The sequence below is a fragment of the Sinorhizobium kostiense genome (assembly GCF_017874595.1).
Classification (GTDB): domain Bacteria; phylum Pseudomonadota; class Alphaproteobacteria; order Rhizobiales; family Rhizobiaceae; genus Sinorhizobium; species Sinorhizobium kostiense.
On the sequence record NZ_JAGILA010000003.1, the window covers coordinates 172257 to 198718 of the forward strand.

At 59.2% G+C, this 26462-nt stretch carries 24 protein-coding genes and 1 pseudogene; 16 read left to right on the forward strand and 9 right to left on the reverse strand.

From position 1 onward, the window contains the following. Positions 1-2 precede the first annotated feature (2 nt). Genes J2Z31_RS13570 through J2Z31_RS13580 form a run of 3 tightly spaced genes read left to right on the forward strand, consistent with a single transcriptional unit; the run spans position 3 to position 1860 of the window. The gene (locus J2Z31_RS13570; protein WP_028002616.1) at positions 3-272 is read left to right on the forward strand and encodes a flagellar biosynthetic protein FliQ; all 270 of its coding nucleotides are present in this window, start codon (positions 3-5) and stop codon (positions 270-272) included. 6 nt (positions 273-278) lie between these two features. Beyond that, entirely contained in the window at positions 279-1088 is an 810-nt protein-coding gene (locus J2Z31_RS13575) for an EscT/YscT/HrcT family type III secretion system export apparatus protein (protein ID WP_028002617.1), read from the forward strand. Continuing rightward, the gene (locus tag J2Z31_RS13580; RefSeq protein ID WP_028002618.1) at positions 1075-1860 is read left to right on the forward strand and encodes an EscU/YscU/HrcU family type III secretion system export apparatus switch protein; all 786 of its coding nucleotides are present in this window, start codon (positions 1075-1077) and stop codon (positions 1858-1860) included. Before J2Z31_RS13575 ends, J2Z31_RS13580 begins: the two co-directional genes overlap by 14 nt. A 111-nt stretch (positions 1861-1971) precedes the next feature. On the opposite strand, the gene J2Z31_RS13585 is transcribed toward J2Z31_RS13580, so the two are convergent. Together J2Z31_RS13585 and J2Z31_RS13590 are read right to left on the reverse strand one after the other, a co-directional pair. Then, positions 1972-2391, reverse strand: a complete 420-nt coding sequence (locus J2Z31_RS13585; protein WP_028002619.1) for a hypothetical protein — start codon at positions 2389-2391, stop codon at positions 1972-1974. Beyond that, a complete protein-coding gene (locus tag J2Z31_RS13590; protein WP_150852056.1) occupies positions 2391-2933 on the reverse strand; it encodes a hypothetical protein in 543 nt (180 codons plus the stop codon). The genes J2Z31_RS13585 and J2Z31_RS13590 overlap by 1 nt, the downstream gene beginning before the upstream one ends. Before the next feature lie 313 nt (positions 2934-3246). On the opposite strand from J2Z31_RS13590, the gene J2Z31_RS13595 reads away from it, so the two are divergent. The 5 genes from J2Z31_RS13595 (at position 3247) to J2Z31_RS13615 (ending at position 11274) form a co-directional block, all read left to right on the forward strand. Next, positions 3247-3414: a hypothetical protein gene (locus tag J2Z31_RS13595; protein WP_167333621.1), complete on the forward strand. Its 168-nt coding sequence runs from the start codon at positions 3247-3249 to the stop codon at positions 3412-3414. 117 nt (positions 3415-3531) lie between these two features. Further along, on the forward strand, positions 3532-4533 hold the full coding sequence (locus J2Z31_RS13600) for a hypothetical protein (protein WP_150852057.1): 1002 nt from the start codon (positions 3532-3534) through the stop codon (positions 4531-4533). Continuing rightward, positions 4530-6425 (forward strand): flagellar biosynthesis protein FlhA, encoded by a 1896-nt coding sequence (locus J2Z31_RS13605; RefSeq protein ID WP_028002622.1) that lies wholly within the window; start codon positions 4530-4532, stop codon positions 6423-6425. Before J2Z31_RS13600 ends, J2Z31_RS13605 begins: the two co-directional genes overlap by 4 nt. 23 nt (positions 6426-6448) lie before the next feature. Beyond that, positions 6449-9667 (forward strand): hypothetical protein, encoded by a 3219-nt coding sequence (locus J2Z31_RS13610; protein ID WP_028002623.1) that lies wholly within the window; start codon positions 6449-6451, stop codon positions 9665-9667. A 1364-nt stretch (positions 9668-11031) separates the two neighbouring features. Then, positions 11032-11274, forward strand: a complete 243-nt coding sequence (locus J2Z31_RS13615) for a helix-turn-helix domain-containing protein (RefSeq protein ID WP_028002625.1) — start codon at positions 11032-11034, stop codon at positions 11272-11274. Positions 11275-11602: 328 nt separating this feature from the next. On the opposite strand, the gene J2Z31_RS13620 is transcribed toward J2Z31_RS13615, so the two are convergent. The 7 genes from J2Z31_RS13620 to J2Z31_RS29980 all read right to left on the reverse strand — a co-directional run bounded on the left by J2Z31_RS13620 (position 11603) and on the right by J2Z31_RS29980 (position 20095). Continuing rightward, complete coding sequence (locus tag J2Z31_RS13620) at positions 11603-11935, reverse strand: hypothetical protein (protein WP_028002626.1); 333 nt, start codon at positions 11933-11935, stop codon at positions 11603-11605. Positions 11936-12063: 128 nt separating this feature from the next. Beyond that, positions 12064-13674: a tyrosinase family protein gene (locus J2Z31_RS13625; RefSeq protein WP_028002627.1), complete on the reverse strand. Its 1611-nt coding sequence runs from the start codon at positions 13672-13674 to the stop codon at positions 12064-12066. A 63-nt stretch (positions 13675-13737) separates the two neighbouring features. Beyond that, a complete protein-coding gene (locus J2Z31_RS13630) occupies positions 13738-14130 on the reverse strand; it encodes a hypothetical protein (RefSeq protein ID WP_028002628.1) in 393 nt (130 codons plus the stop codon). 28 nt (positions 14131-14158) lie between these two features. Continuing rightward, the gene (locus J2Z31_RS13635; RefSeq protein WP_028002629.1) at positions 14159-16111 is read right to left on the reverse strand and encodes a multicopper oxidase family protein; all 1953 of its coding nucleotides are present in this window, start codon (positions 16109-16111) and stop codon (positions 14159-14161) included. 1165 nt (positions 16112-17276) lie between these two features. Continuing rightward, positions 17277-18128, reverse strand: coding sequence for a COG3904 family protein (locus J2Z31_RS29260; protein ID WP_234710696.1), 852 nt, complete (start codon positions 18126-18128; stop codon positions 17277-17279). Between the two features lie 417 nt (positions 18129-18545). Further along, a complete protein-coding gene (locus J2Z31_RS13645) occupies positions 18546-19574 on the reverse strand; it encodes a metallophosphoesterase family protein (protein WP_028002630.1) in 1029 nt (342 codons plus the stop codon). Positions 19575-19750: 176 nt separating this feature from the next. Continuing rightward, positions 19751-20095, reverse strand: coding sequence for an HNH endonuclease (locus tag J2Z31_RS29980; RefSeq protein ID WP_150852058.1), 345 nt, complete (start codon positions 20093-20095; stop codon positions 19751-19753). A 715-nt stretch (positions 20096-20810) separates the two neighbouring features. Between J2Z31_RS29980 and J2Z31_RS13655 the strand changes: the two genes are divergently transcribed. From J2Z31_RS13655 to J2Z31_RS13685, 8 genes and pseudogenes are all read left to right on the forward strand, one after another. Then, the gene (locus tag J2Z31_RS13655) at positions 20811-21056 is read left to right on the forward strand and encodes a type II toxin-antitoxin system VapB family antitoxin (protein WP_028002631.1); all 246 of its coding nucleotides are present in this window, start codon (positions 20811-20813) and stop codon (positions 21054-21056) included. Continuing rightward, positions 21056-21493: a type II toxin-antitoxin system VapC family toxin gene (locus tag J2Z31_RS13660; RefSeq protein WP_050577625.1), complete on the forward strand. Its 438-nt coding sequence runs from the start codon at positions 21056-21058 to the stop codon at positions 21491-21493. Before J2Z31_RS13655 ends, J2Z31_RS13660 begins: the two co-directional genes overlap by 1 nt. A 135-nt stretch (positions 21494-21628) precedes the next feature. Then, positions 21629-22204 (forward strand): hypothetical protein, encoded by a 576-nt coding sequence (locus J2Z31_RS13665; RefSeq protein WP_150852059.1) that lies wholly within the window; start codon positions 21629-21631, stop codon positions 22202-22204. A 217-nt stretch (positions 22205-22421) separates the two neighbouring features. Next, positions 22422-23165, forward strand: a complete 744-nt coding sequence (locus J2Z31_RS13670; RefSeq protein ID WP_028002634.1) for a helix-turn-helix transcriptional regulator — start codon at positions 22422-22424, stop codon at positions 23163-23165. A 67-nt stretch (positions 23166-23232) separates the two neighbouring features. After that, positions 23233-23949 carry an acyl-homoserine-lactone synthase gene (locus J2Z31_RS13675; protein ID WP_167333626.1) on the forward strand — a complete coding sequence of 239 codons (717 nt, stop codon included), beginning with the start codon at positions 23233-23235 and terminating at the stop codon, positions 23947-23949. After that, positions 23936-24157 carry a hypothetical protein gene (locus J2Z31_RS13680; protein ID WP_028002635.1) on the forward strand — a complete coding sequence of 74 codons (222 nt, stop codon included), beginning with the start codon at positions 23936-23938 and terminating at the stop codon, positions 24155-24157. The genes J2Z31_RS13675 and J2Z31_RS13680 overlap by 14 nt, the downstream gene beginning before the upstream one ends. A 128-nt stretch (positions 24158-24285) precedes the next feature. Further along, positions 24286-24405, forward strand: a pseudogene (locus J2Z31_RS29265) (NYN domain-containing protein); the annotation flags it as partial. Positions 24406-25301: 896 nt separating this feature from the next. Further along, positions 25302-26030, forward strand: coding sequence for an MIP family channel protein (locus tag J2Z31_RS13685; RefSeq protein ID WP_050577626.1), 729 nt, complete (start codon positions 25302-25304; stop codon positions 26028-26030). The last annotated feature ends 432 nt before the right edge of the window (positions 26031-26462 follow it).

A 26462-nucleotide genomic window follows, 5' to 3' on the forward strand; every position in this document is an offset into this window, starting at 1 on the left:
TCATGGTTGAGGAACAGATCGCCACCGAGATCAGTACGTCCATCGTCGCTACTTTCGCGTTGGCGGGACCGATCCTCGCGTTCGCCGCCGTTCTTGGGCTGGTGATCGCGATCTTCCAGGCGGCGACGCAGATCCAGGAACAGACGATCGCGCAGATCGTCAAGATCTTCTCGATCTCTTTCCTGCTGCTCGTTTTCGGACGGGCGCTGGCGACGCCGCTGATCGAGCATTCGATCCACATCCTCAACGATTTCCCGACCATGATACGGTGAGCGCCGATGGCACTCGCGGCTGCGTCCCTCGTCAACGAGCAGACGGCGGTGCCGGCCGCCGCGCTGCTGGGCGCCGCGCGTGCCCTCGGTATCACGGTCATTTTTCCCTTGTTTTCGCTCTTCAGCATCGTCGGCATCTTGCGCTTCGGCCTCGCCATCGGACTTTCGGCCCCATCGGTTTTCCATGCCTATTCGGTGCTTGCCGCGGGGAAGACCTCGTATTTCGACCTCGCGGCCCTGTCGTTGAAGGAAATGGCGTTCGGCGGTCTCCTTGGCATGGGCCTTGGCATTCCCTTCTGGGCGGCGCAGTCGGCGGGAGACATGACCGACGTCTATCGCGGCGCGAATGCCGCCAATCTCTTCGATCAGGTGAATGCGCTCGAGACGACACCGCTCGGTTCGCTGCTGATGTCGGTCGCGCTTGCGGTATTCGTTGCGGCGGGCGGTGTAATCGACCTCGTGGCGATCTTCTACAATTCCTTCGGGCTTTGGCCGCTTTTTGCCCTGAGCCCGGTCGCGACCGATAATTGGCTGATGATTATCCTCGAAAGCTTCGCCCGACTGTTTCGCGTCGGCGCGGTGCTTGCCGCTCCTTTCGTCATCGTCATGTGCGTGGTCGAGCTGTCGCTGGCCTTCGTCGGGCGCTCGGCGAAACAGTTCCCGTTGAACGACAGCGGCGCTACATTCAAGAACCTCGCCGTCCTCGTCGTGCTCGTCGTCTATTCGTCTTTCGTCACCAGCTATTTCGGCACGCTATGGACAGAGTCCTTCGCCGAGATCAAGGCCTTCCTGGAAGTCGGCCATGGCGAAAAATGACGATACCGAGGAAAAGTCCCTTCCCCCGAGCCGGGTAAAGCTCGACAGGCTCCGGCGGGAGGGTCAGGTCCCTCGATCGCGCGAGTTGCCGGTGGCGCTTTCGGTGCTGGCGATCGCGACCTATCTCGCCTGGGGCCTCGGCAGCATCATCGGCGATTTCGTTCACCTCTTCGACGCCGTGCTGCAGCTGGTCGGCAAGCCCACTGAGGTCCCGGCGCTTGCGTCGGTGCTGACTAAGATGGGCGCAGCGCTCCTCAGCATCGTCTGGCCTCCACTCCTCCTCGGATTGGTAGTCGTCCTTGCGGCATCGATCATCGATGCGCAGGGCTTTCCCGTATCGATGAAACAAATGGGCTTCGATCTCGGCCGTCTCAATCCGATGGAAGGTCTGAAAAAAGTCGTTTCCCTCGACAGCCTCACGGAGTTCCTCAAGGGACTCGCGAAACTGGCTCTTCTTTCCGTCGCCGGCGCCGGCACCCTTCTTTATTTCCTGAACGGGATCTTCTGGTCGCCGCTATGCGGCGAAGCCTGCGTCCTGGGCGTTGCGGTTCACCTTGTCGGCACGATCGCCGTCATCTCGGCCGCCATCATGATCGTCGCTGCGTTCTTCGACCTGCACATCTCACGCGCACTCTTCCGACGGGAACACCGGATGACCAAGACCGAAGCCCGGCGCGAGCACAAGGAGACCCAGGGCGACCCGCATGTGAAATCGGCACGCCGGCAGATTGGCGCGGAGATGCGAAATTCACCGCCGCGCAAGCAAGGCTAATGCATGTCGCCCAAAAGTGTGCAGCGGTTTTGGGCCAACGACATGCATAAAAACAGGAATCTAAAGCGCAATCCTCTATTCGCGCCGCGGTTCTTCGTACAGCCCTGAACTTCAGCTATCCGGAGACGCCAGTGCATCCATCCGGGCCGCCTTGCGCCGCGCAAGCGCAAGCTCGGTCCTGCATTCCTTCAGCATCCGGGAGAGGCCGGCGCGTTCCGCATCGAGTTCTTCGACGCGCGCCTGCGCCAAGGAGCGCTCTCGACCGATCAGTTCAAGCTTCTGCGAGGCAAGAAGCAAAGCTCGTCCCGTGACGAGCTTGCCGGGCGACATTTTCCGGATCGGCGAAGCCTCGTCTTCCCGCCGACTGATGTCATTCAGCAATCTTTCCGCGGAAGTCTTCTCCCGTTCGATCCGTTCGAACCGCTCCTCGAGTTCCTTCAGCCGTCGCGCAAGCCTGGTCTCCCGGGCACTCCTCAGTCGAACGAGCTGGCCGATGGCGGCCGCATCGGCCGCCGGTATGGCCCTCGGCATCAGTTGGGCGCCGAGGTGCGTTGTACGGTCACGACTTCCGGCACGCCCTCTTTGAACACCTGGACCGTTTTTTCCATGGACCGGTTAAGCACGCTCTCGACGGCGGAGACGAAGATCGGGGGACCGCGGACAATCAGGACATCGCTTGTCGGATCGTATTGGATCGCCGTTTCGGGATATATCGGAAACAGCGCCCGCACCGCGTTGCGCGCCACATCCCAGCTTCGCGTCCGTTGCTCCAGGACGACAGTGTTGATCTCGCTCTTGGGCGAAATGACCATCCGGCTTCCGTCGAAGGCGACGAACAGGTTCGCTGCTTCGCCAAGCGCCCGGAACGCCTCCACCCCGCTGCCGTCCACGGTCCAGTTCTCGACCGTCCCGTTCAAGGTCCCGACGGGCGTCACCGGGATGCCGGTCATGAACTCCAGGGTTTCGACGACCTGAGACACCGGCTGGGAAATGACCTTGAGGCGCACGTTGCGCACATCAGCGGTCGCAATTGATGCGAGTGCGAGCCAAACGGCTGTAGCGACAAGGAACATGCAGCCTCTCACGATGGTGCCTCCGCCTTCGTAATTCGTTTGGAAGCTCTTAGCACTGTCTTGCGGACTCAGATAGAACTTTCTCGCGTATCTCAATGTAGAACTAACGCGGAGAGCCGTACATTGAGATTGTCAACATGTTAAACTCCGTTCACTTTACGTTCAAACCGATATCCATGAAACAAATACAACTCATTTAAGCCACAAATTAAAGACTGATTTGTTATCCCTGAATCGCACGATATTCAAAAATAAAAATTGATTGTCGCTTTGATTACGGTAGGCTGAGTATCGTTCAACAAGGAGACAAGAAATGGCTAGTACCAGTCCTACATCTACCCTGGAAGGGGGAATCAGTTCTGCAATTTCCAGTTTCAAGGCTGCGCAGAACGAAGCAACGGCACAGAGCCTGCAGGTCGCGACCGAAATCACCAAAATCAATGGCGTCGCCAACGCCACCAAGAAGATCGGTCCGGCTTGATATGACCGGGGCGAAGCCGATTCGGCTTCGCCGCCCTCTTCCGCATTGCGCTCTTCACTTCACAACGCCATGCCAAGTTGAGGAGTGCGCCAGCAGCAGAAACGATTGGAGTGATCCATGCGTGCGGGACCTGCTTTGCCTTCAATCGCCGCCTCGTCGACTGGAAAGGGTTCGCCGGCAGAGCGAGCCGGTGCTCGGGCAGCCGCCGGCGAGCCGTCGTTGCGGGTTACGCGTGGTGGCCGCACCTCCGTACTTGTGCCCGGCAAGGGCACACACTTGGTCGGCGGCGGTGCGGAATGCGACCTCGTCGTCGTTGGCCTGAAGGCTGAGCCGGCGTTCCGTCTTGAGCTCTGGGGTGATGGCAGCCAGGCGGGCGCCGCCGTCGAGGCAATCGGCACAGGCATCAAAGTCGGCACACGCGACCTGCGCCAGGGCGAACGCGCGATCCTCGCAAATGGCGCGGTCATTCACATTGCGGATGTCGAATGCGTCATCGAGGGCCTCCCGCAGAATTCGACGTTCGTTGCGCGTTCTTCGCGCCGGCGTATCGCCGCCGCCGGACTTTTGGCCATAGCGGCCCTGCTTCTCGTCGCCAGCCTCAGTTTCGAAGGCGCTCCGGCCCCTTCGGAATGGCCCTCCCGCCGAGCCTCGGCGGAGCCGCGCCCAACGGCCGCCTCCATCGCCGCCGAGCTTAGTGAGGCAACCCGGCTCGCAGGGCTCAACCTGCTGGCCGAGGTCACGCCGGACAGGAAGGCAATTCTGGTCGGAGAAAACGCTTCGCCCCTCGATCTCGCAAGTCAAAGACGGCTTGCATCAATCCTGTCCTCTATTGGCGGGCGCAGCCCCGTTCCCTTGGTCGATCGGACCAGACTTGCCTCCGGACTCGAGGGCTTCGTCGCGGCGGCAGGCTATTCGCCGGTCAAGTTCATTGTCGGGCGAGATGGACGTCGTTACCGGGAAGGCGACGCGATCTCGGGGGAATGGCGGATCGAGGAAATTCGGCCGGGACAACTCGTAATCGCTCATGGGGGCAAGAGGGATACCGTCGATTTCGAGCAGCCGGAGCCGCGCCTGAAACTGAACCTCGCCAATGTCGATTCGACGGAAACCGGGCAATGATGGCCGGCTCGTCGGTCCTTTCCGGCCTCTGGCGCAGAACGGATATATTATTCGCCGCCTTCTTCGCATTGGTAGTCGCCATGATGGTGGTGCCGCTACCAACAGTACTCGTTGACGCGATGATTGCCTTCAATCTTGCCTTCGCCTTCATCGTCCTTGTCACGACGATCTACCTACGCAACATTCTCGACATCTCCACATTCCCCGCCGTGATCCTGGTCGGCACGGTCTTCCGGCTGTCGCTGACCATTTCGACGACCCGGCTGGTGCTGGCAGAAGGCGACGCCGGCGAGATCATTCACGCCTTCGGCTCCTTCGTGGTCGCCGGCAACGTTCTCGTCGGCCTCGTGGTCTTCCTGATCGTGGCGCTCGTGCAGTTCATCGTCGTCACCAAGGGTGCCGAGCGCATCGCTGAGGTCGGAGCCCGCTTCACCCTCGATGCCATGCCCGGCAAGCAGCTCGCCATCGACAGCGACCTGCGCAACGGCCATATGTCGGCCGAAGCGGCGCAGACACGCCGTGCCAGGCTCGAGCGCGAGAGCCAGTTCTTCGGCGCTATGGATGGTGCCATGCGCTTCGTCAAAGGCGACGCCATCGCCGGCCTCGCGATCGTTGCTGTCAACCTGCTCGGCGGTCTCGCCATCGGCATTTTCCAGCGGGGCTTGAGCTTCTCGGAATCCGCCCACCTCTATTCGCTGCTTTCGGTCGGCGACGGCTTGGTGTCGCAGATCCCGTCGATGTTGATGGCCGTCGCAGCCGGCACGGTCGTCACGCGGGTCAACGACGATAGCAGCAGCAGCCTCGGAACGGACATCAGCCGTCAGTTGGCGCGAGAGCCCCGTGCACTGGGTGTCGGAGCCGCCATGACCGCGCTGATGAGTTTCGTACCCGGCTTCCCGGATGCGGTCCTCTGGCCGATCTCCGGCATGCTCGCATTCATCGCGTTCACAATGTGGCGCCGGAGGCAGGCAGGGACGTCCGGCAGCGCGGCTCGGGGATCGGAGGAACATGCGGCCGTTTCCCTCGACAGGACAAAGTACGGCGACCCCATTATCGCAACGGTCTCGGCGGCGACCATGGCGCGCTTGGCGGCCGAAGGCTTGGGGACGCAGCTCGACGGCCGCATCGGCGTCTTGGCCAGGGCCGTGGGCGTGGCCATCACGGTACCGACATTCAATGCCGATCCCCGCATGGGCGATGATCTCATGCACATCCAGGTCGAGAACGTGCCGGCAGGCCTCGTAGAGTGTCCGCCGAACCGACCGGCGGAGCAGATTGCCAACGACATTGCGCGTATCGTCCGCCGCCACATCGGATCGATCTTCAGCGTCGACGACGCGACGCAATGGCTCATGAGCCTCGAGCCGAGGCTGGGCAAGCTCGCAAGCGATGTGCGGGCGCAGGTACCGCCCATGCTGCTCGTCGCCGTCATACGCCGCCTGCTCGATTCCGGCGTCACCGTGTCTCAGCCACGTGGTCTTCTCGAGGCCCTGCTCACCTCCCATCATACGGAGGCGCCGGAGGATATGGCAGAGCGCGCGCGACAGGCGCTCGGCCCTCAGATCGCATTCGGCCTCCTGGACCAAAGAGGGTTACTCCCCGTCATCACGCTCGGCCCGGAATGGGAGCGCAGCGTGCGCGCCTTCAAAGAAAGCTCGGGAGAAGCGGAGGCCGAGGCCTGCGAGAACCTGCGCCGGTTGGTAGAGGACGCCAAGCAAAAGCTTTCCGCAGCGAATGCCGAGGATCGCGACCCGGTTGCTATCGTGGAGAGCGACATCCGGCTTTTGTCGCAAGCGCTGCTGATTCGCCACGGTTGCCGTATGCCGGTGCTCTCACCTGATGACATCTGTGAGGAAATCACCTGCGACGTGATCGCCGCGGTTGGAGCCTGACAATAATAAAGAGGGAACGGAGAATGGTCGAAGCCGTCAACAACCAGAACACTTCATCGCCGATCCGGAATGAGATGGACCGGCTGAACAATTCCAGCCTGCGGAAAGAAATCTACAAGGGGATTTTCGAGGGTTACAAGGATGACAAGCGCGACTTCCAAAGTATCGACGTTGCACTGAACCCGGACAAGTACACCGCAGAGCAGAAGTTGATTACGCTGCTCGATCTGCTTGAAGCACGCGAGGATTACGATCACTACGACGACCTGCCCAAGCGTTTCGGCGAAAAGCCGCTCAATCAGGATGAGATCTGGAAAGACCTGAACAACGCCATTGCCATTCTTGAGGCCGACCCGGAAGTGCAGTCCCTGCTTACAAAAAGGGTGTTCGAAGGCTTCAAGCACATCCTCACTACCGGCAACCGGGTGGCTCCTGACACGGAGACGGATGCGGCCAAGATCATCGACAACACCATCAAGCGTGATGAGGAAGTGAAGGACCTGCGCCTAACGCTGACCAGGAATTTTGAGAGCGAAATCGTCAATGGCGGCATACTCAACGATGGCCTGAGGTCGGGCAAGGACATCCAGACCATCCTGCAGGAGTACAACAACGCCCTTGCCTTCTATATGTCGGTGCTGCCGGAAGCCACGGTGACCGCCAATTCGGATAAGATCGAGGCTGCCTACAAAGAGTTCTACAACAAGGAGGTATTGCCGCGCCTGCCCGAATTCGCCGATGCCCTGGATGGTCTCACCGGCGCCAAGGGACTTGGATCGGTCACGCCGCAGATACAGGATAACCTCATCGCCAGCGAAGTCTTCGGCGAGGGATTGTTCGACTCCGATCTGATGAAGCAGATGGGCGATTTCGCCAATGGTAACGAGCGGACCGTCGGTGGACGGGCCATTCCAGAGGTCTCGAAGCTGGATACGCTGTTCCAGTCGGGCATTTATGACATCGCCTCCATGCGACGCCTGCTTACGGAAAAGCATCTGACGCGGGGTGACAAGCCCATTCCAAGCCTCGAGTCCGTCGCAGGCGAGACCATCGACCTTATCGCCAGCAACTATTCCGGGGCGGGCAAGGAGACATATAGAGCCGAACTCACCGCCCTCTTCCGCGAGCTCTGGGGTGATTTCGTGGAACTCGACGGCGGCGATGTGCGGGGCCTCGATGGAGCCATCGACCGCTACCTGCAACGCAACGGCATTTCCGGCGAGAAGGCCAATGCGCTCCGTGACGGCGCGAAGATGCTGTTCAACGGCGCGGCGCTTGCCTCGACCGCGGCGCGCAACAAGAACATGAGTACGGTGGAACTCTCCGCGCTGATGGTCATGAGCACGAAGCTCGCCGGTGACCATATGGGCGAGACTGGCGTCACCTCCGGTCAGCGCGGCGATGCCTCGCAGCCGGCGACCGATTTCAATCTGGCCTCCTGGGATGCTGTCGTCCGTAAGAACCACGACGTGACTGCTCTCAACAACGCCGGCGATATTCTCAGCGACTTCATCAAGCAAACCGATCCTCAAGCAATCGTCTTCGGTCCGGTACTTGAGCCGGGTGGGGTGACAAGCCTGTTTTCCGACGCCACCTCGATCATGGCGGAGAACCTGTTCGGCGGGGGAAACGAAAAGGCGTTCGCGCGCCAGACCTTCTCCAGCGACGTGCTGAACATTGTGGAAGGCCTGTGGGAGAAATTCACCAAAGGCGAGATTTCGGCACAGGAGCTGCCCGGCCATTTGGGCCGGCTGACACTTCAGATGAAGGCGCCGCAAGGCTCCGGGATAGGCGCCGGCGAATATCGCGAGGCGGTGGCGCAGGCGGTGACAGCGCTTCTGGACGCGGGCGCGCTGGTCTCGCGGGTGCAGCCGAAGACACTTGGTCAGGATCTCGTTTACCGCGACGCGAACGGGAAGTTCCATCGCAGTAGCGGCATCAATACCTACACGCCGCAGGAAATCAGCGCGTTGATCAGCATTGCCACCGGCTTGGCCGGGCGCGGCATAGCCAGCGGCGGCGGAACGCATTCCCTGGTCCGCGGCGACCGCCCGAGCCTCAACTCCTCACAGATTGCCGAAAAGCTGTTCGGAACCAAGGAACACGGCTGGAGTATCTCGGTGCTTGGGCGTTACGGGATGAACATCGTGGAGCAGATGGCGGGCAAGATAACCGACCTCGCCAAGGAACGTGCCCCCGATCTCGTTATCGGAGATCCCACGGCGTTTTCCAGCGCCAACACCGATCTCGAAGATCTCTTCGGCGATACCATCACCTCCATGGGCCGTTCCCTCTTCGGTGACAACGTCGACGCAGCGGGGCTCTTCAAAGGCAATGTGATGAGCATCATCTATTATGTTTGGTCGCTCAGCCGCCCCGGTGGTCAGGCCCAGACAGTAACGGACGCATTGCTCAAGAAGGTGGTGGACGAACGGGTGACGGAAGCCCCAAGCGGCACGTCACTGACAGAGTACAGGGAAACTATCGTCCGCTCGGTCAACGCCCTCATGTACGGCGCCCGCACGGTCTATGCCGGATTCAACTTGAAGTCGGGGGACAATGTCGGTCTCTCTGCCCTCATCCTCTATGCCGCCTCGACGGGCGTGAACATCCTGCAGGCGGTCGGCGATGGGCTCAAAGAGTCGGCGAAGGTCTCCAACAGCAAATTGAGCGACTGGGCGAAGGCCGCGCGGCGAGACTCCGCGGGACTGCTCAAGGCCGGCGTTAACGTCGCCAATGCCCTTATTTTTTCCGCCTGGCTACCGCTTGAGGCGCTTTGGCTGATCGCCGACGTCAAGAGGGGCGATCCGGTCAATATCAGCCTGATTTCGGTAGGCCTTGCTGCCGACACCATTATTGCCGGGGAAGCCATCACCAACATGGGAATTCAAATCGGCAACCTGATCAACCAGGTGAAGACTGGTGGAACGATCGGTCTGGGATCCGGCGGCACCCTTGCCCTTGCGCGCGGTTGGACGCTGGCCTTCGGCATGGCCAATCTGGTCTCCACCGCTGCCTGGATGGGCTATACAATTTACCAGGGCATCAAGGACAACAAGGCCTTCCAGAAACAGACGGAAGAGATGGAATCAACCCTGCGACGGCTGGTAGATGACCCGATCAAGTTCGCCCGCGGTGTTGAGATCGGGCCGATCAAAATCGGGGATGTAGAGAAGCACGAGGCGACGCCCATCGATTGGGAGTCCGTCATCGCACGCCAGATAGGGCGCACGCCCGCCTAACAGAAAAGCTTCTGGAGAACGCCGCGAACGAGTTCGGCTCGTCGAGACCGGCGCGGATTGTTCGCGCCAGCAGATGCAGTCTGGCAAGAAAATCGCGTCGCCGGAATTTTCGGGATGGTAGGCGACCTCATGTATCCTCCCTGAGGCGCAGCTTTCGATCCTGCTTTCTGGATTGAAAGCGCCGCCGGCGCGGCGCCCGCAAAGCCGGCGACGGCCTGAAATTAAAGCACGGTCGGCACGCACGCCATGACCGTTCCCTTCACAAAGCTCTGAGGACCGCGCACTACGCGATTGGCGATGTCGCAAGCGACGTTCTCGACTCGCCCTAATTGAGGAGAAAAGTGAGTTTGGCAGTGCTCTCGGCTGCCGGTCGCGATTTCGGCATGGAAGGCGCGCCTCTTGAGGAGACCTACAGGCGAGCCGCCCGGCCTTGGGTTTGGAGCGTGCAGCCGGTATGCGGGCCGGCAGATCAGAGAACTCCTGCACATGGCCATGAAGGTGGTCAGCCGAGATGAGTATTGTTCTCGCTCCTCATCGAGGGCCAACGCGTGTCGAGCGTCCCGATCGCGGCCCGCTTTAGGTTGCATAGAAGCCGCACCGGTGTTCGCGCCATTACAGACCCAGTCCCAAATAAAAAGACCGAGGCTCAGTTGGCTGAGGCACCGCCATTTCCTTTCCCGGCCCATTCCGAGATCTTCCGCCCAGCCGTGTTCTTTGTCAGGCGCCGTTTCGCTACGTCATTCAACGATACCCGACTTGAAACACATCCCATCCACAGCGCGGATCGTTGCCATTCAAACAAACAATTTTGGCAATCTTCCGAACGGCGATAAAGAAGGTTGTCTTTAATTGAAAGATAGAGGGCGAATGTCTTTCGCGAGCTCTTTTAGAGGGCGCGTGCTTTCTACGAAGCTGGGGCACCGCGTCGTGACGCCGAAGTTCGGCCGACCGGCGGAGTCTCCAATGCTGCGGATTACAACACTGTCCGAATGTCTATCCGTTGAGATCGATGGGTTTGCTTGAAACGGTCCACCGGCGGTCGACGGGGCATAGCGGCGGCGGCCGCCAAGGACCGGCAAATGGTTAGCTGCACGGTGCGCCGTCCACAGCCTCGCCTCCGCGGAACGAATTCGAGTTGGGGAGGCTGCCATGAAGTCCCTCCGGATCATTGTTCGCCGTCATGGTGGGTCAGAGGTCTTAGAAGCCACAGAGGAAGAGGCGCCAGAGCCCGGGCGAGCCTTGCATCGTCATCTTTTGAACTTATATTGCACTGCAACAATAGAGTAGGCCTGCTTTTCCAAGGCTGCATGCTCCCTTCACGCGAGGAGCACGCGCTCCCTGCGCAATGACCGAAGGATCATCTCATGACGAATTCAATACACCACAGAGACGCTTTCGACACGCGCGTGGGTCACGTTGATATAGGTGACACTGTCCGGCGATTCCGCGAAGCGGTAGGATATAGCATCGAGGACCTGGCCTTAACCTGCGGTCTGACTGGCGCCGAAATTACAAGGATCGAACAAGGTGCTGATGTCGATCCGGGCAGGCTCAGGCGCATTGCCGCTGCACTTCAAATGCCAACCTCCATGTTCCTGCTGAACTAGCGGAAAGGCCAGGGACTCCTTAGAGCCGGCATGCTACCCCTCAACCAACTGCACATGGAAGAACCTGATTAAGTGGCCAACAAACCACCGGATTCTGGCTTTACCTATGCTCCCGACTTGCCTCCAATTGAACAGGCTGCCCAGATCGAGCCCCGGGTACCCCGGATCATAGGGCAGCCGCAGCCCTCTTGCCGCACGCGCGTGATGAGCGTGCCTTTCGCTGTTTCCAGAGCCTCCTCCATCTCGGCTTCGGGCACTCCCGCATAACGGCGCGCCTCGCCTGGCCCAGCCCATCGGCGTTCGACGCAAGATGGTAACAAGAACAACTTCACTGTTGCACAATCCACGCCTTCACCGAGACCAGTTCCTGTTCGGTTGGCGCCCGCGGTAGGGAACTCCCGGCGTCGAGCATATCCGCAAAGATTTCCAGCCGGGAGCCGTCGATGTAGCGGCCGGAAAGCGATAACTGGAATACCAGCTGTTTGTCAGGATCGGTCCTGCCGAATGGAATGGCAGAACCGATCACGTGGCCTGAGGCGGTTCGAAAGCGGATTTCCGCGCCGAGCGGTAACGGGCCGGTGACGATATTGAGCCCCACGGTTTCGTCCGGCCGCGGCGCTCGCGGCAGGTTGATCACAATTCTGCGTTGTTGATCGGCCATCTCCGCTAAAATCCCGCAGCAGGCGCGCTGCCGTTATCCCTTTGCCAGCATTGCAAAAACACCGCGAGCGTGTCTGCGATCAACGGCATGACCCAAAACCGTGGGTCCGCTGCCTCGAGCGGCTCGGCTCAGAACGACCCCACCTGAATGTCGGTCAGTTGTGCCTTAGCCGGCATGCTGCCTTCGAGACGTTTGCCCGCTTCCGCGACCACAACGGCGAAGTCGATCGGTTCGCCCGCTTTGAGCCTACCATCGTCGATCAGCCTGTCGAGCGTCTTGTCGATTGGTATGGTGAAACTGACGGTGTCGGTATGATGATGACGGACACCGAAGAACTCGAAACTGCCGGCAAAATCCGGTCCGTCCGGGTTGAGATCAGGCGTCGTTCCCTCGGGGAAGATGAAAACGAGGAAATTCAGTCCGCCAACGTCCATCGGGGGCTTGATGCTGACCTTCGCGAATTGGCGCGACTGTTCCGAAGGCTTGGCGGCAACATCCACCAGTTCCTGCGAAACGGTAAGCTTGGCGGTCGCCGGTTCGTTTATGGCCACGGCCGCGGAGGCAGGCACGGCTGCTTCCAACGCCGGAATGGGGCTCGAGCGGCCGGCGATTGCAACCGGGATAACCTCTTCGCCGCTGCCAGCCTCATAATCATAGTCAAAGGCGCCGATTGCGAGATAATCAGCGGCCCTGGTCTTGTCAGTCACGGGGCTGCCGTCAGCGTTGACATAAAAGAGATAGGGTTCCGGATCGTACTGCCCCTGTTGGTCAGCGGTTGGCCCGACGGGCAGGCCCATCGCCTGCTGCTTGCGGGTCCAGACATCCCATAGCCGGTCGATGTTGCAATGATGCAGAAAGAAGATCGGGTCGATCGGCGACAGGTTCTGTGACATCAGCCCGTAGGGAGCGCTCTGGCCGCCCACGCTCATATGCACGCGGTTATGCGGCTGGCCTTCGAGAATAGAGAAGCCGACCGGTGCCACCTGGTGGCTGGACGATACCGGACTGTTGAAAGCGAGACCCGGAGCGCCCGCGTCATTGGCGAATTTTGTCGGCGCCAGCGACGCCTTGATGGTGTCGATGTCGACCGCAGTTTGGGTGGCGGGATTGAGTTTCGGATTCTGCGCCGTCAGGAAGCGGGCGTTCGGCTGATTGGCGAAGCTCGCCATCGCGTCGCTCCACAGCGCATCGAAATTGGGGTACCCGCGCAGGTTCTGCTGCTGCAGTTGGGCAGGGCTGAGACTGTCCCAATAGGCCTTGATCGGCGCCTGCATGATCTCCTGGAAGCGGTTGTGGTCGGGAATGTAGGCGGAGCTGTTGACGGGATCGAGAATCGTGCCAAACAGCGGCGGCAGGACCTCGGGATTGGCCGTCCAGTCCCAATATGGCAAGGCGAAATCCGGATTGCCGCTCAATTCGCGGCAAGTCTCCTCGAAATAGCCCAGATAGCCGCGGTGCCAGCTGGTGAACCACCAGTCGCCATGGGGGCAATCCATCAGGTGGATGAAGCCATTGCGGTACCAGTTGCGCGGGTCCGAAGGTGGAAGCTTCATCATCGCAGTGACGGCATCCATATAACTTTGCAGGTCCTTCTGCCCGCCGGCGCTGGTCATGTTCTTGCGCCTATGCTTGGTCGCCGCTCGCAGAATGCTCGGCGCGAAAAGGCCTGTACCGGCAGCAACGGCTGCACCTTTGACGAAAGAGCGGCGTGAAACCGTCAGAAATCGCGTGCGTGTCATCGAGATTATCTCCTGATGAGGTGTTAGTCCGAATGTCTTGCAGCTACGGCAAGGGGTGGAGCATCACTGCCGCACGGCATACCAGGAGGCGACGTAGCCGGCCGCAGCAGTCCCGTGCGAATGCGGAACGTCGCGGACGATGCTGCCGACAATGGCATCTCTCTGGTCGACGCCGTTCGGCCAGTTCGGCACGACGTAGCCGCGATAGCTGTAGATCCAGGTCTCCCCGGCCACCTCGCCCTTTCCGGTAAATTTGAGTTCGACCGGGTCGCCCATCCGCGCTGCGCCGGTCAGTTCCAACGACCAGCCGGGGCCGCCGATGGTTCCGCCAATCCTGCCGGGCGCCACCTCGGTCAGCACCAGCGTTCCCTGACCAAATTCCAGGGTGCTGAAATCGGCCGAAAGGTCGGGATTGTTGATCAGGCTCCGATAACTCCAAGTGCCGACGAAGCTCATATTTCCTCCCACATGGCGATCAGCTGACCTAATGATGGCCGGAAACGGTGCCGCCATTGCCGTCCGGCAGGGTAATCCTGACGTTCTGCATCATCCCCTGGTCCTCATGATCGAGGATGTGGCAATGCAAAACGAACTCGCCGATGTAGCGCTGGTAGCGCGTCCGCACCGTGATCGTGTAACGCGTCGACGGGTCGGTGCCGGGATTCTTGATCCACAGCGTGTCCTTCCAGACATTCTTCAGTCCCGGATATTGCGGGTCGCCGTCGTCGTCGGCACCAAGGGCGCTGACATCATTGCCGGCCGCATCGACGATCTTGATGATCTGGAACGGGTTGACATGGATATGGAAAGGATGGCTGACGAAATCCGACCGGAGCGTCCACTCATCCACGCCGTTCAGCGGCAGCGTCCGGTCGATGCGGTTGGCATCATAGGGCTGGCCGTCAATCTCGAAGAAGGTGCCGCCCGGCTGCTTCACATCGATATTGAACACCAGTTGCTGCTCGCCGGTGACCTCGCCCGGTTCGATGTCCGGATGCGGAACAAAGCTTGAAAGCCGCATATCGTTCTTGAGGTCGTCGATGACCTTGCCGGCAACATCCGGCGCCATCGTGCGCTCAGCCGCCGAAATCAGCCAATCCTGCAGATAGGTGCTGATCTCGCCATTGACGGTTTCGCCTTCCACTGCGGTGACAATGCCGAGAAGGCGGCGGCTCGGAGCAAGCTGGTTGACGCTCGCCGCTGCCGGCGCGGCGGCGTCGACGAGGCAGTAGTCACCCGCTTGCGGCAGCACCACTAAGGCATCAACCCTGTAGCCCGGCTGCAGCACCGCCTGCTGCCGCATCTGCACCTGCGCCATTGTCAGGCCGTCCTGGGCCACCACGCCATACGGAATGGGATCCTCGCCGCAATTCTGGTCAATCCATCTATCGGTGTCCGCCGCGGTAAGCGCGCGCAACGCGGCCGAGCCGGTCTTCCGGCGGATCTCGAAATTGATGGTGTCGCGAACTCCCGCATGGATCATCCGCCAGCGCTCGACCGACCCAGCCACCGCCGGCGCCAACTGGCCCAGCACCTGACCGTTGATGCTGGTAAAGCGGCCCGAGGCCGGCCAAGTGCCAGGTCCGAACTGGTCGTAGCTTTCGATGCCCCCCACCTGCCCTGGCTGGCAATCATAAGTGATGCCGCCGTCGCTGTCGGTGCAGGCATATTGGATCTGCTGTAGCACCAGGACCCGCTCGGCGATATCGGAGCCGTCTGGCTGCTTCAGCAGGCGGTCGATATCGCCGGTCTCCGTCGGGGTCGGCATGCGATCGCCACGGATGATCAGCGCTCCGGACATGCCGCTCGACACCTGCAATGCGGTCGAGCCGTGCAGGTGCGGGTGATACCAGAAGGTGCCCGCCGGATGGTCGGCGGGGATGTTGTATTCATACTGGAACGCAATGCCAGGGCGGATCGAAACCAGCACATTGTCGCCATTGCCCGACGGGTTTACCCAGAGACCGTGAGAATGCAGGTTCGTACCATTGAAGCAATGGGGGGTATTGGCACTGCCCCCGCCGATGCCGCAGGTCGAATCCTGAGGGAGCATGTTGTTCAGTGTGATCCGCACCGTCTCTCCCGGGCGCACATCGATGGTGGGCCCGACCAGCGGCGTGTCGACACCGGATGGGCTGGCTTGGCGGGTGTCCTGGTAGCCGCGAAGCCTCACTCGGTCATAGCGCGCGGTGGCCGGATTGTAGATCTGACGGTCGAGGTATGTGACGTTCATATCGAGCAGAACCTCGCCCGGAAAAGTCGCCCGGTCCTGCGCGAAGGTTTCCAGCTTCGCCCGCGCTTTGGCGACCGGCTCCAATATGTAGGCCGGTGGGTTGCTCACGGCCCTCGTCTCTTGAGCGGCAGCCGGTAGCCCATGGGTGGTGGCCGAAAGAATGCCCGCCACACCGAAAAGCGCAATTTTGTGAGATGCAAACAAACAAACCTCCCAAGCCTCTGCCTATAGTGCAAGAGCGAGACGGGCCGCATTGTCCATGACGTCAGTGATACAAACAGACTCTTAGCTTGAAGTCTGAATATCACTTTGTCTGTGCATGTTTATAGAAGGAGTTGCCCCACCTATCTTCTCACCACGGAGAAAATTACCCTCACAACCATGGACGGTTACAGGTGCATTACTTTTCAGCCTCGAAAACTATATAGCGCAAAGCGGTGTCTCGCACATCCCTGTAAAACTACTGGTTGCGCTAAAATCCGGGCTACAATGTTTTCGGATGCAAAATCCGCTAGCTCTCATGTTCCCTGTCAAGGCTGAAGGCGAGCGGCATCGGCCACTTGGCGCGAGCGTGCGAAGCAGTCCGATTGCTGAGGCTGCACAGGGCCGGGGGTGGAGCTCAGAGACGACGGTTGATCAGACTCTCATCCGCGGGTTGGGTACCGCCTTCCGTGTCTTCGTCTCGGGGCTGTCCTCAGTCTAGAGGGCGGGCGTCGAGCGGATTGGTCGGCCACAAACCAGCGACGGGAGTTCCCCACCGTGGCCCACCCCCGGCCCTGTGCAGCGGGCTGGGTCGAAACTCGGCTATGACGGTGCGACCTCCTGCCCGATAGCCCACAGGAAGGCGGCCATTGTTCCTCACATCCTTGATCGACCGCCCCTTCGCGTCGAACACGTCATCTGCGTCAAGACCTTGCGTCTTGACGAACAGAAGTTCGGATTTCGTCAGCACATCAACACTCCTGCAGGCGCAACCCGTCGGACTACCTTCCGCAGGCATGCCACTCCATTTGATAACCCGCTTCCCCGTCGCGCCCGTAGCACCAGCCTACTGCCTGGAGCTTCGCTCCGATGGCCTCTCGACGATCGCAGGCATGCCACGTCTCGCCAGCGTCGCCCGAACCGCCCCTGCAATCACCGTTCTGGTCATGCCATTGAGAAATTATCCTGGCTGGTTCGCGCGCCTTCCTGTCCGTCGTCAGAACTTTGCCGGTCTCCGACATGATCCTGCTTGTCGCGGGGTCCCAAATCAGCGAGAAGTCGGCTACTCCCGAAGAAGACTTCGCGCGCCTCGGGCTATGCGCGAACCATTCGACAACACCGCTGACGGTACACGTCGAGGCGCAGACCACCCGCTCTGAGCCATACTTCACACTGTAAGCCCGTTTCGGCCAGCGCTCCGCGAATGCAGCCTTTCCTTCAGGACCTCATCTCGTGAGACCGTCTTGCCGTAAAAGCTCACGCTGTCAGCGTACGCCGTGCTCATGAAACCCATTGCCTCGGGGTTGGCCCGCGACCACGCATCGTGATAGTCGGCAATAAACCGAAGTGCGCGGGCTTCCTCGGAGGGCGCGGCGATTGTCGGCCCCTGCTTAATTGGCGGGCTGTTTCCGGCGGCTGCCGTGACGGTCTGATTTGTGGCTGATACGGATGTCGTCACCCCAAACTGCGTCATCTCGCCGGCCGTCAGGTACCGGATGTCCGAACTGGGGATCGAAAGGCTCAGCTGCAGGAGCTTCGGATCGACCCCCATCTCGATGAGATATGTCATGATCTCCGCGGTCATGGCCTGAACAGCCGCGACCGCCTCGTGGCCGTCAAGCGCTGCGTCGCCCGAGAACGAGGATTGATGGACCCCGATGGAACCCGGTTCTGCTGTTCGCCTGGCACCACCCACGAACGCAAGCGCACACGCGGAGGCGCACTCCGCTGCCCGCAACTGGACAGTCTCAAGTCCGAGCACCCGGATCGTCCGCCCGAAGGCCATGGCCGCATGGACGTTTCCGCCATTGCTGTTGAAGGTCACGACTCGCGCGCCAGATTGAGCGACCGCGGCACTCAGCGCTTCAGGCCTGTCTCCGAACTCGAACTCGCCTCGAACCACAAGTACGGTCTCGCCGCCTTGGATTTGTAGCTCCTCGATTGAGACAGCCGCGTGCGTGTGTGGAATAACTACCATCAACCCGGCGAACAAACTCAAGACGCCCAGCCCAATACGCATGCCTCGCCCCCGAACACTCTTCCCGTTCTAGGAGAATATCGATGTCTTAGGCAACTGCAATTACCTTGTCTTGGGTGGCGATGCCACGGACGCGTGTTCTTGCAGGCGCGCCTGGAGACAATGCAGCTTGTAGCGCTACAGGCGGAAAATCCAGCCGGCGATCTGGGGCAGCGTCCTTGTTCCGCTCGCTGGACGTCGAGCGCGCAACGCGCGCCCTCGATTGGGCTCGCGAAATTCTGCGGGGACTCCGTCCCCCACCGTCTTGAAGCTTCGACCGCTGGCCGGGGCGACTATTCAGCCTAATCAATAACCTGGATCAGGCGCAGCTTCTCGCATGAAGCCGATTGATCGGAACGGGAGCGTCGTCCCCTGGGAAGCCGCGTCATTGAAGTCTGCACTTTCTTGGTAGAGCGCAACCTATGACAGAAATGGTGCCCCTGGCATCTGAAAGGATGTCTCAAGTTCCCAGTTCTCTTGCCAATCAAGACCGATTTCGAGGCCGACGCATTTCACCGCAAAGCCGGTTGCTTGTGACCATTCAAGGATGGCGTAGTTGCCGACATTGAGATTTCGGAACTGTTCGAAATGATCGCCGCGCGAAAATTCCTTTGGCCTTATGAGACGGCGTATATCGAGCGCAGAGACATTGACATGCTTCGCTCCCTGAAACGTGGTTTCGGCAAAACCGTGTCGGTGACCAAACAGAAAAATTGGCACACCTGGAAAATCGATTTGCGTTTTGAATAGCCGGTCATGGGTCACGACAACTGCTCGCTCTCTCGCCGTATCGAGCTGCTCCAAGACTTCGCTAAGTGCGCGACGATTTCGAACCAGCGCTTCTCCTGAAACGGCTGATCGTTGATGCACGTACAAGCTATAGGCGTCCGTGCTTTTCACTTCTTCAACCGCCTTGGAAAGCGCGGCGAGTTTCCGGCGGCGATCTGCGTCCAGCGCCTTGAGCTTCCTCTGAGAGGGCGGCCGCCGGCTTGCGGCCGTCAATGCGTCAACCGCAGCGGTGTACTCGGCCTCGACGAGGGACTTCCCCCGTCGTTCGCCGTTTTTTGCCTCGCTGAGAGAACGGATGATTTGCGAGTTGGCGTCGTCTACTTCTTGAAACAGACGCCGCGCCTCGGGGTTCTGTCCCCAATGGGCCGTACATCCGCTGAAGCCGACAAAGGCTATGGGACCAGATTCGAACGGGGACAGATGCAGATGGTGGCAAGCGTCGCCGAAGGAAGCGTCGTAGGCGAGTTTGTAATCCCAGTTTCCATAGACGTACAGCACCGGGCATCTGAAAGTAGCCAAGACATCGAATATCTGCTGGGCGGTATGCGAACCGATGTCTCCAGCAACGACGAGCGCGTCAAAGCTATTGGATTCCTGTGCTCGCATCTGCTGGACCGCCAGAAGGTTGTCGTGAATGTCTGAGAGAAGCAGGAACCTCATGGGAAGCCCGAATTGACGCGTGTGGTGGAATTAACTCGACGACGCAGCCGTAGCCGTCGCGCTTCCTATCTAAGTGGCTTGCCCTCGATCTCCAAGAAGAACAAACCGACGCATGCCCGATAGCGTCTGGGCGTCGGCGCAGACCGAAAAAGTAGCGCTGCATCAAAGCTCGGCTGTCAGTGTAGCCTGATAGGATGCCATCGCCCGACTTCCATTCGGGACCGGACATACTTCGCGTAGGATGCCGCGTCTTTCGGCCGTTTCGCGAGGTGTCGAGTCCTGTTGCAGTGGTGGCAAGCAGCGACGACGTTTCGCTCGACATCGGCCCCGCCTCTGCCTCTTTCATGAAGATGCTCCGCGGTGCAGCGGTATCGCAGCGCTTCCCTTGACGATACCGAGAAGCGCTCAATAAATGCCGTTGGGTCTCCGTCCCACATGGGTTCTCGGCAGTAGTAGCAACGCTCGTTTTGACCTTGGGCGGCTTTGTTCCTGAGCTTTTTTATCTTGCGGCTGTTTCTCATGAGGCCACGTCCTTTGCTTCATCTCTGAAGCGGACGTGCAGCGAACCTTAGAAAGCCCGCCCCTCAGTTGGGAGGAGAATCCTCGCTAAATGCGCCACTCCGCAGTCTTTGAACGGTGTGAGCGCCATATTGGTCAACTCACTGGCGAGCCTTGATCAGCCCCAAGCAAGCTTAGGCTTGCTTCCGCTGTTTCAAGCTAGACAAAGCGTTGTGATTGTCAACTGCCGCGCTTTCGCTTCGGCCGGATCGCCGTGTCTGAAAGAGATTCTACCTGACCCGGCATTCTTGACGCGTATTTCCGCCCGTTCGACAGCTGCAATAGCAAGGTCAGACCCTCCTTGTTAAGAATCACCGCAGTTGAGGTTGAACTTCCCCCAGTTCTCGCGATGACGAAAATCGCCTTGTCTGGCAGATACGGCCTCGCAATCTATAGAGCGGTCAGCGCGATGTGGGCCCCGAGAACGAAAGGACTTGCGGCGCCGATCATGTCGCCGACTTTCAACGGGGTGAGGCACACCGCTGCGCGGCGCTCTATGCCTGCGGCAGGGATCCAGGTTTCATCAGTTTCGGCCGATTTCCGGTAACGATCGGCTTACAGGACTGCCCTGACGGTCATCAGCATGACTGCCGCTAGGTACGCCCTAACCCTTGCGCTTGATGTATATCCCCGCTACTATATTCGAATATTCTGCGCTGCATATCGCGAGGAAAAGTCATGGCTCTCTACATCCGCGACGACGATGTTGATGCGCTGGCAAAGAAGGTCCAGCAGGTCACTAAGGCCCCGACGAAGACCGAAGCGGTCCGGCGCGCCCTGCAAAACGAACTGGCGCGAGCGGAACAAGCTGTACCACTGAAAGAGCGAGTCAAAAAGATTCAGGACAGTGTGCGAGCCAAGATGGGACCCAACACGCCAGATTTCGACATGAAGAAGTTCACAGACGAGATGTGGGAAGTTTGATGTTCTTGGACGCATCAGCAATCGTTGCCATCCTGGCTGGCGAAGAAGATGCTGGTTACCTTCTCGCCAAAATCGAAATGTCAGAAAAGCCTAAATTTTATTCGCCGATCTCGATGTTCGAGGCCGTGATCAGTTTAGCCCGGATAATCTCGATCTCACATTTTGGCGATCAGGCCCCTACCCCGCCCGAGTTGATCGATCGGGTTCAAGAGGACGTAGGAAAGTTCATGGAAACTATCGGCGCCCGCGAAATGTCGATGAACGGCTCCTTGCATGGCAAGGCTATTGAAGCGGCTCGCAACTATGGCCGCTTTGTCGCCCATCCGGCACGGCTGAATTTTGGTGATTGCTTCTCCTATGCCTGCGCCAAGGAGTACCGCCTCCCCCTACTCTACAAAGGAAATGACTTTTCACAGACTGATATAGAAGCAGCTTAGGTCGTGCCCACGTTGGGTTGGGACGGGGGACGGCTCCCCTTTCGCAAGCCCTTCCTACTGCCCCTAACGAAAACCCCTCATGCTGCCGAATTGACATCCCGGCTCACTACCATAAGTGATGAGTGCGGATAACGCATGAAACCTGCGGTGTCTGCCGCGTGTTCTGTGGCCTGCCGCAATGAACGAGTCGGGGGGATTATGTCAAAGAGAACTGCCGCCCTTCTGACACTCACGATTTTAGCGGCGTGCCAAGCAGCCGCACCACAACAAGCCCCGGTTCCATCGTCCGCGTGGGCCGAAGAAAAGTGGTCGACAGGATGCCAAGATGACCAAAGGGATCCGTATGGCAAGCTTATCGAGCGCGAAAAGTGCTGGGCGATGGTGAGCTACCACCAAACGACAGACTTCGGTCTACCCATCGGCGTCGCGACGATCTTTGAAATCGATCATCGTGGCCCGCGTCTCACGCAAAATTCTGAGTTCGACGCAGATATTTGCGACGAAAAACCCATACGCGTTGCAGTGGACGGACGACGCATCGACCAACTGCCAATGCAGCAACGGATCGAAGCTGTACTGGCCGGACAGCGACTCGTGCGGGAGGCAGACCGCGAATGGCCCCATTGCAACGTGTACGATGAGACCACGACTGTTTCGGGTGCGAGACAGGCCTACGATGAAATGACGCGGCTATGGGTTGCCCGGAAGTAAGGCGTTATCCGTGCATAAGGTCGGCCTGCACGCTCAGTCCAGGCGGGCGCGTCGTTGCGCGCTGCTGAATGAAGAATCGAAAGGAGCCGTACACACCCGGTCCATTTGCCGCTTACGATGCAAGGTCAATTTCTACCGGCAGTTGCGGGATTTAGAATGATCGATTGATTCGCATGAATTAACATGCCGCAACGCTTTGCGAATGGAGGAGGCGATTTTGGATCCTGAAGCTTTGGCTGCCGCGAACACTATGTTCGACTTCCTATCGGAAACGGCAGGGGCAAAGAGCACGGACGATATCCTGGCGCCGCTGGATAGAGCCGCACGCCATTTTGGCTTCAACTGCTTTGCGATCTCCGGCATACCATTGCCCAATGAGCGCATCGACTCCTACTTCATGTTGAATGGCTGGCCGGCCGGGTGGTTCGAGCATTATCTAGCGAACAACTATGTTCATGCCGACCCGGTCATTCATCTTAGCAAGATGCAGGACAACGCATTCGTATGGTCGGAGGCATTGCGCGATCAAGAGCTCGGGCGTCACGCACGGCGCGTCATGAACGAAGCGACAGAGTTCCACATGAATAACGGATATAGCGTGCCACTGCATGCTGCCGGCGGGTTTCAGGCGATTGTGACTTTTGGTGCGGAGAAATTGGATCTCTCGAGTGCCGCGCGAGGGGCCTTGCACATCATCTCGATTTACGCTCACAACTCCCTACGCAGTCTGATGATGCAGAAAGCGAGTTCGATGGATCGAAGCCTGCTGAGGATTACGGCCAGAGAGCGTGAGATCATTCAGTGGTGTGCGGCAGGAAAAACGGCTTTCGAGATCGGAGAGATTCTCGGGCGCTCGCACCGAACCATTCAAAACGAGATCATGAATGTCCATCGCAAGCTCAACGTCGTCAATTCCGCGCAAATGATAGCCGAGAGCTTCCGGTTGGGAATTCTCCGATAACTGAGTAAAATTACTCATTTAAGCGATAGAGGAACTATCGCATTCTGCCCCGGAACGAGGGGTGGAAATGATAAAGCTTTGTATCGGTCGATCGGCTTCCAACCGCGACGTAATGGAGAAAATCTGGCGGTTTCGGCACGAGCAATTCGTGGAAAGACTCGGCTGGGAGGCCATTTGCAGGGACGACGGTCGAGAAATCGACGAGTTCGATGGCGACGGGACACTGCACCTTGCACTTTTTTGCGAGGACCGGGTCGTCGGTTACTCGCGATTGCTCCCTACCTTGGAGCCACATCTTCTTTCTGATGTGTATCCTGAGATCATGAACGGGGGGGCCTGGCCGCGCTCACCGGAGATTTATGAGTGGACGCGCTGTGTCGTGGCTGAAGGCGAGATCCTCATCAATCAGATACCGGCTTCGCACGTGTTGATGACCGGGGTGATGGAATTCTGCCTGGTTGCGGGCATCGCTTCGCTGATCGTCGAAACCCATCCGAAATTGGTCAATCTCCTGATTTCGACGGGGTGGCAAGTCACCACGCTTGCTTTGCCTTCGCTGCGCGACGACGGGTTGGTTGTACCAATCCAGGCAAGACCCACCGCGTATGGCCTGATGCGACACCATCGTCTTTATGCCCTGCAGGGCAGCACGCTCCTCTTGGAACCTGAGGTAAGAAATCCGCTTAAACCCGATCGTTCCCTAACGCACTTGCCCTATCTGGCCCCGGGCAGAATTCGCCCAACCAAAGCCATACTTGAGGAGAGCGCCGATGCGTCCAATTGAGGAAATTTCGGATGAGGATAAATCCGAATACATCAAGGCGCTGGTAGGGGCGGAGGCAGAGAACTTGATGCAAATAGTCATTTGCCTAACGAGAACCAATCGTTCCCAAGATTTTGAGTTGCTGCTCTACGTCCTCGGCGTTCTCCGGCTGGCATGCAAGGACCCGGCCGCGGTTGACGAGCAGCTTTCCGGACGCCCATTGGTTTGAGGTGTGGCTGCTCCTGCAATCGCAGAAAGGCCAGTGCCACGGCGGTCGCATGTGTTCTGATTGCTAAGCAGGATCCGACGCCTCCGCATAAGCGCGGGGTTTGGCACGATACATCACGAAGGGGCACTATGTTCGACGCGCGCGAAAAGATCGGACTCTTCATCGATGGAGCGAATTCTATGCGACCCCAACGGCTTGGTTTCGACATCGATTATTGGTTGGTGACGGCCTTCCAGAAACGCGCCTATGGAGGGTAGGCCATGTCTTGCGTAAAGGTCGAGTGACCGCTTTCACCCCCCGAGACGATCGATCAACGATCGATGCGACCGCCGCCAGTCCGCCTTGAAGGGATACGAACCGAAACCTCATGATTTATGGAAGGCGGCATAAGGCTCAATTATGGACTATGCTACCGACGCGTCATGATCCAGATTGCCGCGGGGACAAAAGTGTACCTGGGTTGCCGGCCGGTCGTTATGCGCCGTGGGTTCGATGGTCTCTCGGCGGAGGTCGTCAACACATTGAATGAAGGCGGCGACACTCGGAAGTGCCGGGCCGCGGCCCGGTGGCTGTGACCTTTCTCGACAAATACAATGACACGACTAGCGGATGTGGCTTGCCGATGGTGTCCCTCGCGTCAAAGCGAGGGAACCACAGAAAACCCCGATTCGTGAATCTGAAATCCTAAAAATCGCGACCCGCTTTAGGTGGTCGAAGCCGCACCGGTGTTCGCGCCATTACAGACCTAGTTCCAAACAAAAAGACCGAGGCTCAGTTGACTGAGGCACCGCCAATTCCTTTCCCGGGCCATTCCGAGATCTTCCGCCCAACCGTGTCCTCTGTCAGGCGCCGTTTCGCTACATCATTCAACGATACCTGACTTGAAACACATCCCATCCACAGCGTGGATCGTTGCCATTCAAACAAACCGTTTTGGCAATCTTCCGAACGGCGCTAGAGAAAGTTGTCTTCAACTGAAAGATAGAGGGCGAATGTCTTTCGCGAGCTCTTTTAGAGGGCGCGTGCTTTCTACGAAGCTGGGGCACCGCGTCGTGACGCCGAAGTTCGGCCGACCGGCGGAGTCTCCAATGCTGCGGATTGCAACAGGAAATCCGTCAGGCAAATTCAGTCAACGGAGCGGAACATGAGCAAATATGCTTGCGAATTCGTCGGAACCTTCGCACTGATTTTCCTCGGCTGCAGCACGATTGTCTTTATGCATTCGGAGGTGGGCCCCCTGGGCATCGCTCTCGCCTTCGGCTTGTCGGTTGTGGCGATGGCCTATACGGTCGGCCCAATCTCCGGCGCGCATCTCAACCCGGCCGTCAGCCTCGGTTTCCTCGTGTCACGGCGACTTGGACCGGGTGACTTCGTCGCCTACGTCGCCGCCCAGTGCGTCGGAGCGATCGCGGCGGCAGGCGTGCTTTACCTTATAGCAACGGATAAAGTCGGCGGCTTCGATATCGCCGTAAACGGTTTCGCTCAGAACGGCTGGGCAGCCTACGGGGTGTCCTCTGCGTTCCTGTTTGAGTTCGTTGCCACGTTCCTGTTCGTGACCGTAGTGCTCAGCTGTACAGCAGAGGCCGGCGCTGGCGCGCTTGCCGGGTTGGCGATCGGCCTTACCCTGGTCGCGATCCATCTTGCCGGCATCGCGGTATCGGGTTCTTCCGTGAACCCGGCCCGCTCTCTCGGTCCGGCGCTCTTCGCAGGAGAAGCCGCAGTCGATCAACTCTGGCTCTATATCCTCGCCCCTATGCTAGGGGGCGCTGCGGCGGGCCTCCTTCAGTTGAGTGGGGCCCTCGCCCCTGGATTGTCACATCGCCCACGCAAGCTCAATTGCACTGCCCACCATCCCGCTGCTCAATCCAATTAGGGGCTTGTCCGCAAACTTTTGTCGCTAACCGGGCCATGATTTCTTCCGGAAAAATCGGCGATGCGATTTGTTGGAGTAGGGTTCATGCCCCCCAAATACGACTGCCGAAAAGATGAGGCGTCAGTCAAAGGATGATTGTAGCGGAAGTGTTCCAAAGGCTAGCGCATCAAAGCCGAACTAAGGCGAGCCCTGTTTCAAGGCATCGACCTTTCTCGCCTGCCTGATCGTCAGCATGCTTGTGGTTGCGGGCAACGTGCCGCAGCAAACATCGGTGCGTGATGTGGCGCTCGCCGGATCACGTATTGGGAGGGAACGGGATCGCAGTTTGCTGCCTTGTCACGACCGGTCGCCGCATTACGCCAACCCGCCTTTCGGCGCGTCAGCACTTTGCGAGCAGCAGTAAAGATTTGACAAGCTGCCCCCGATAGCGCG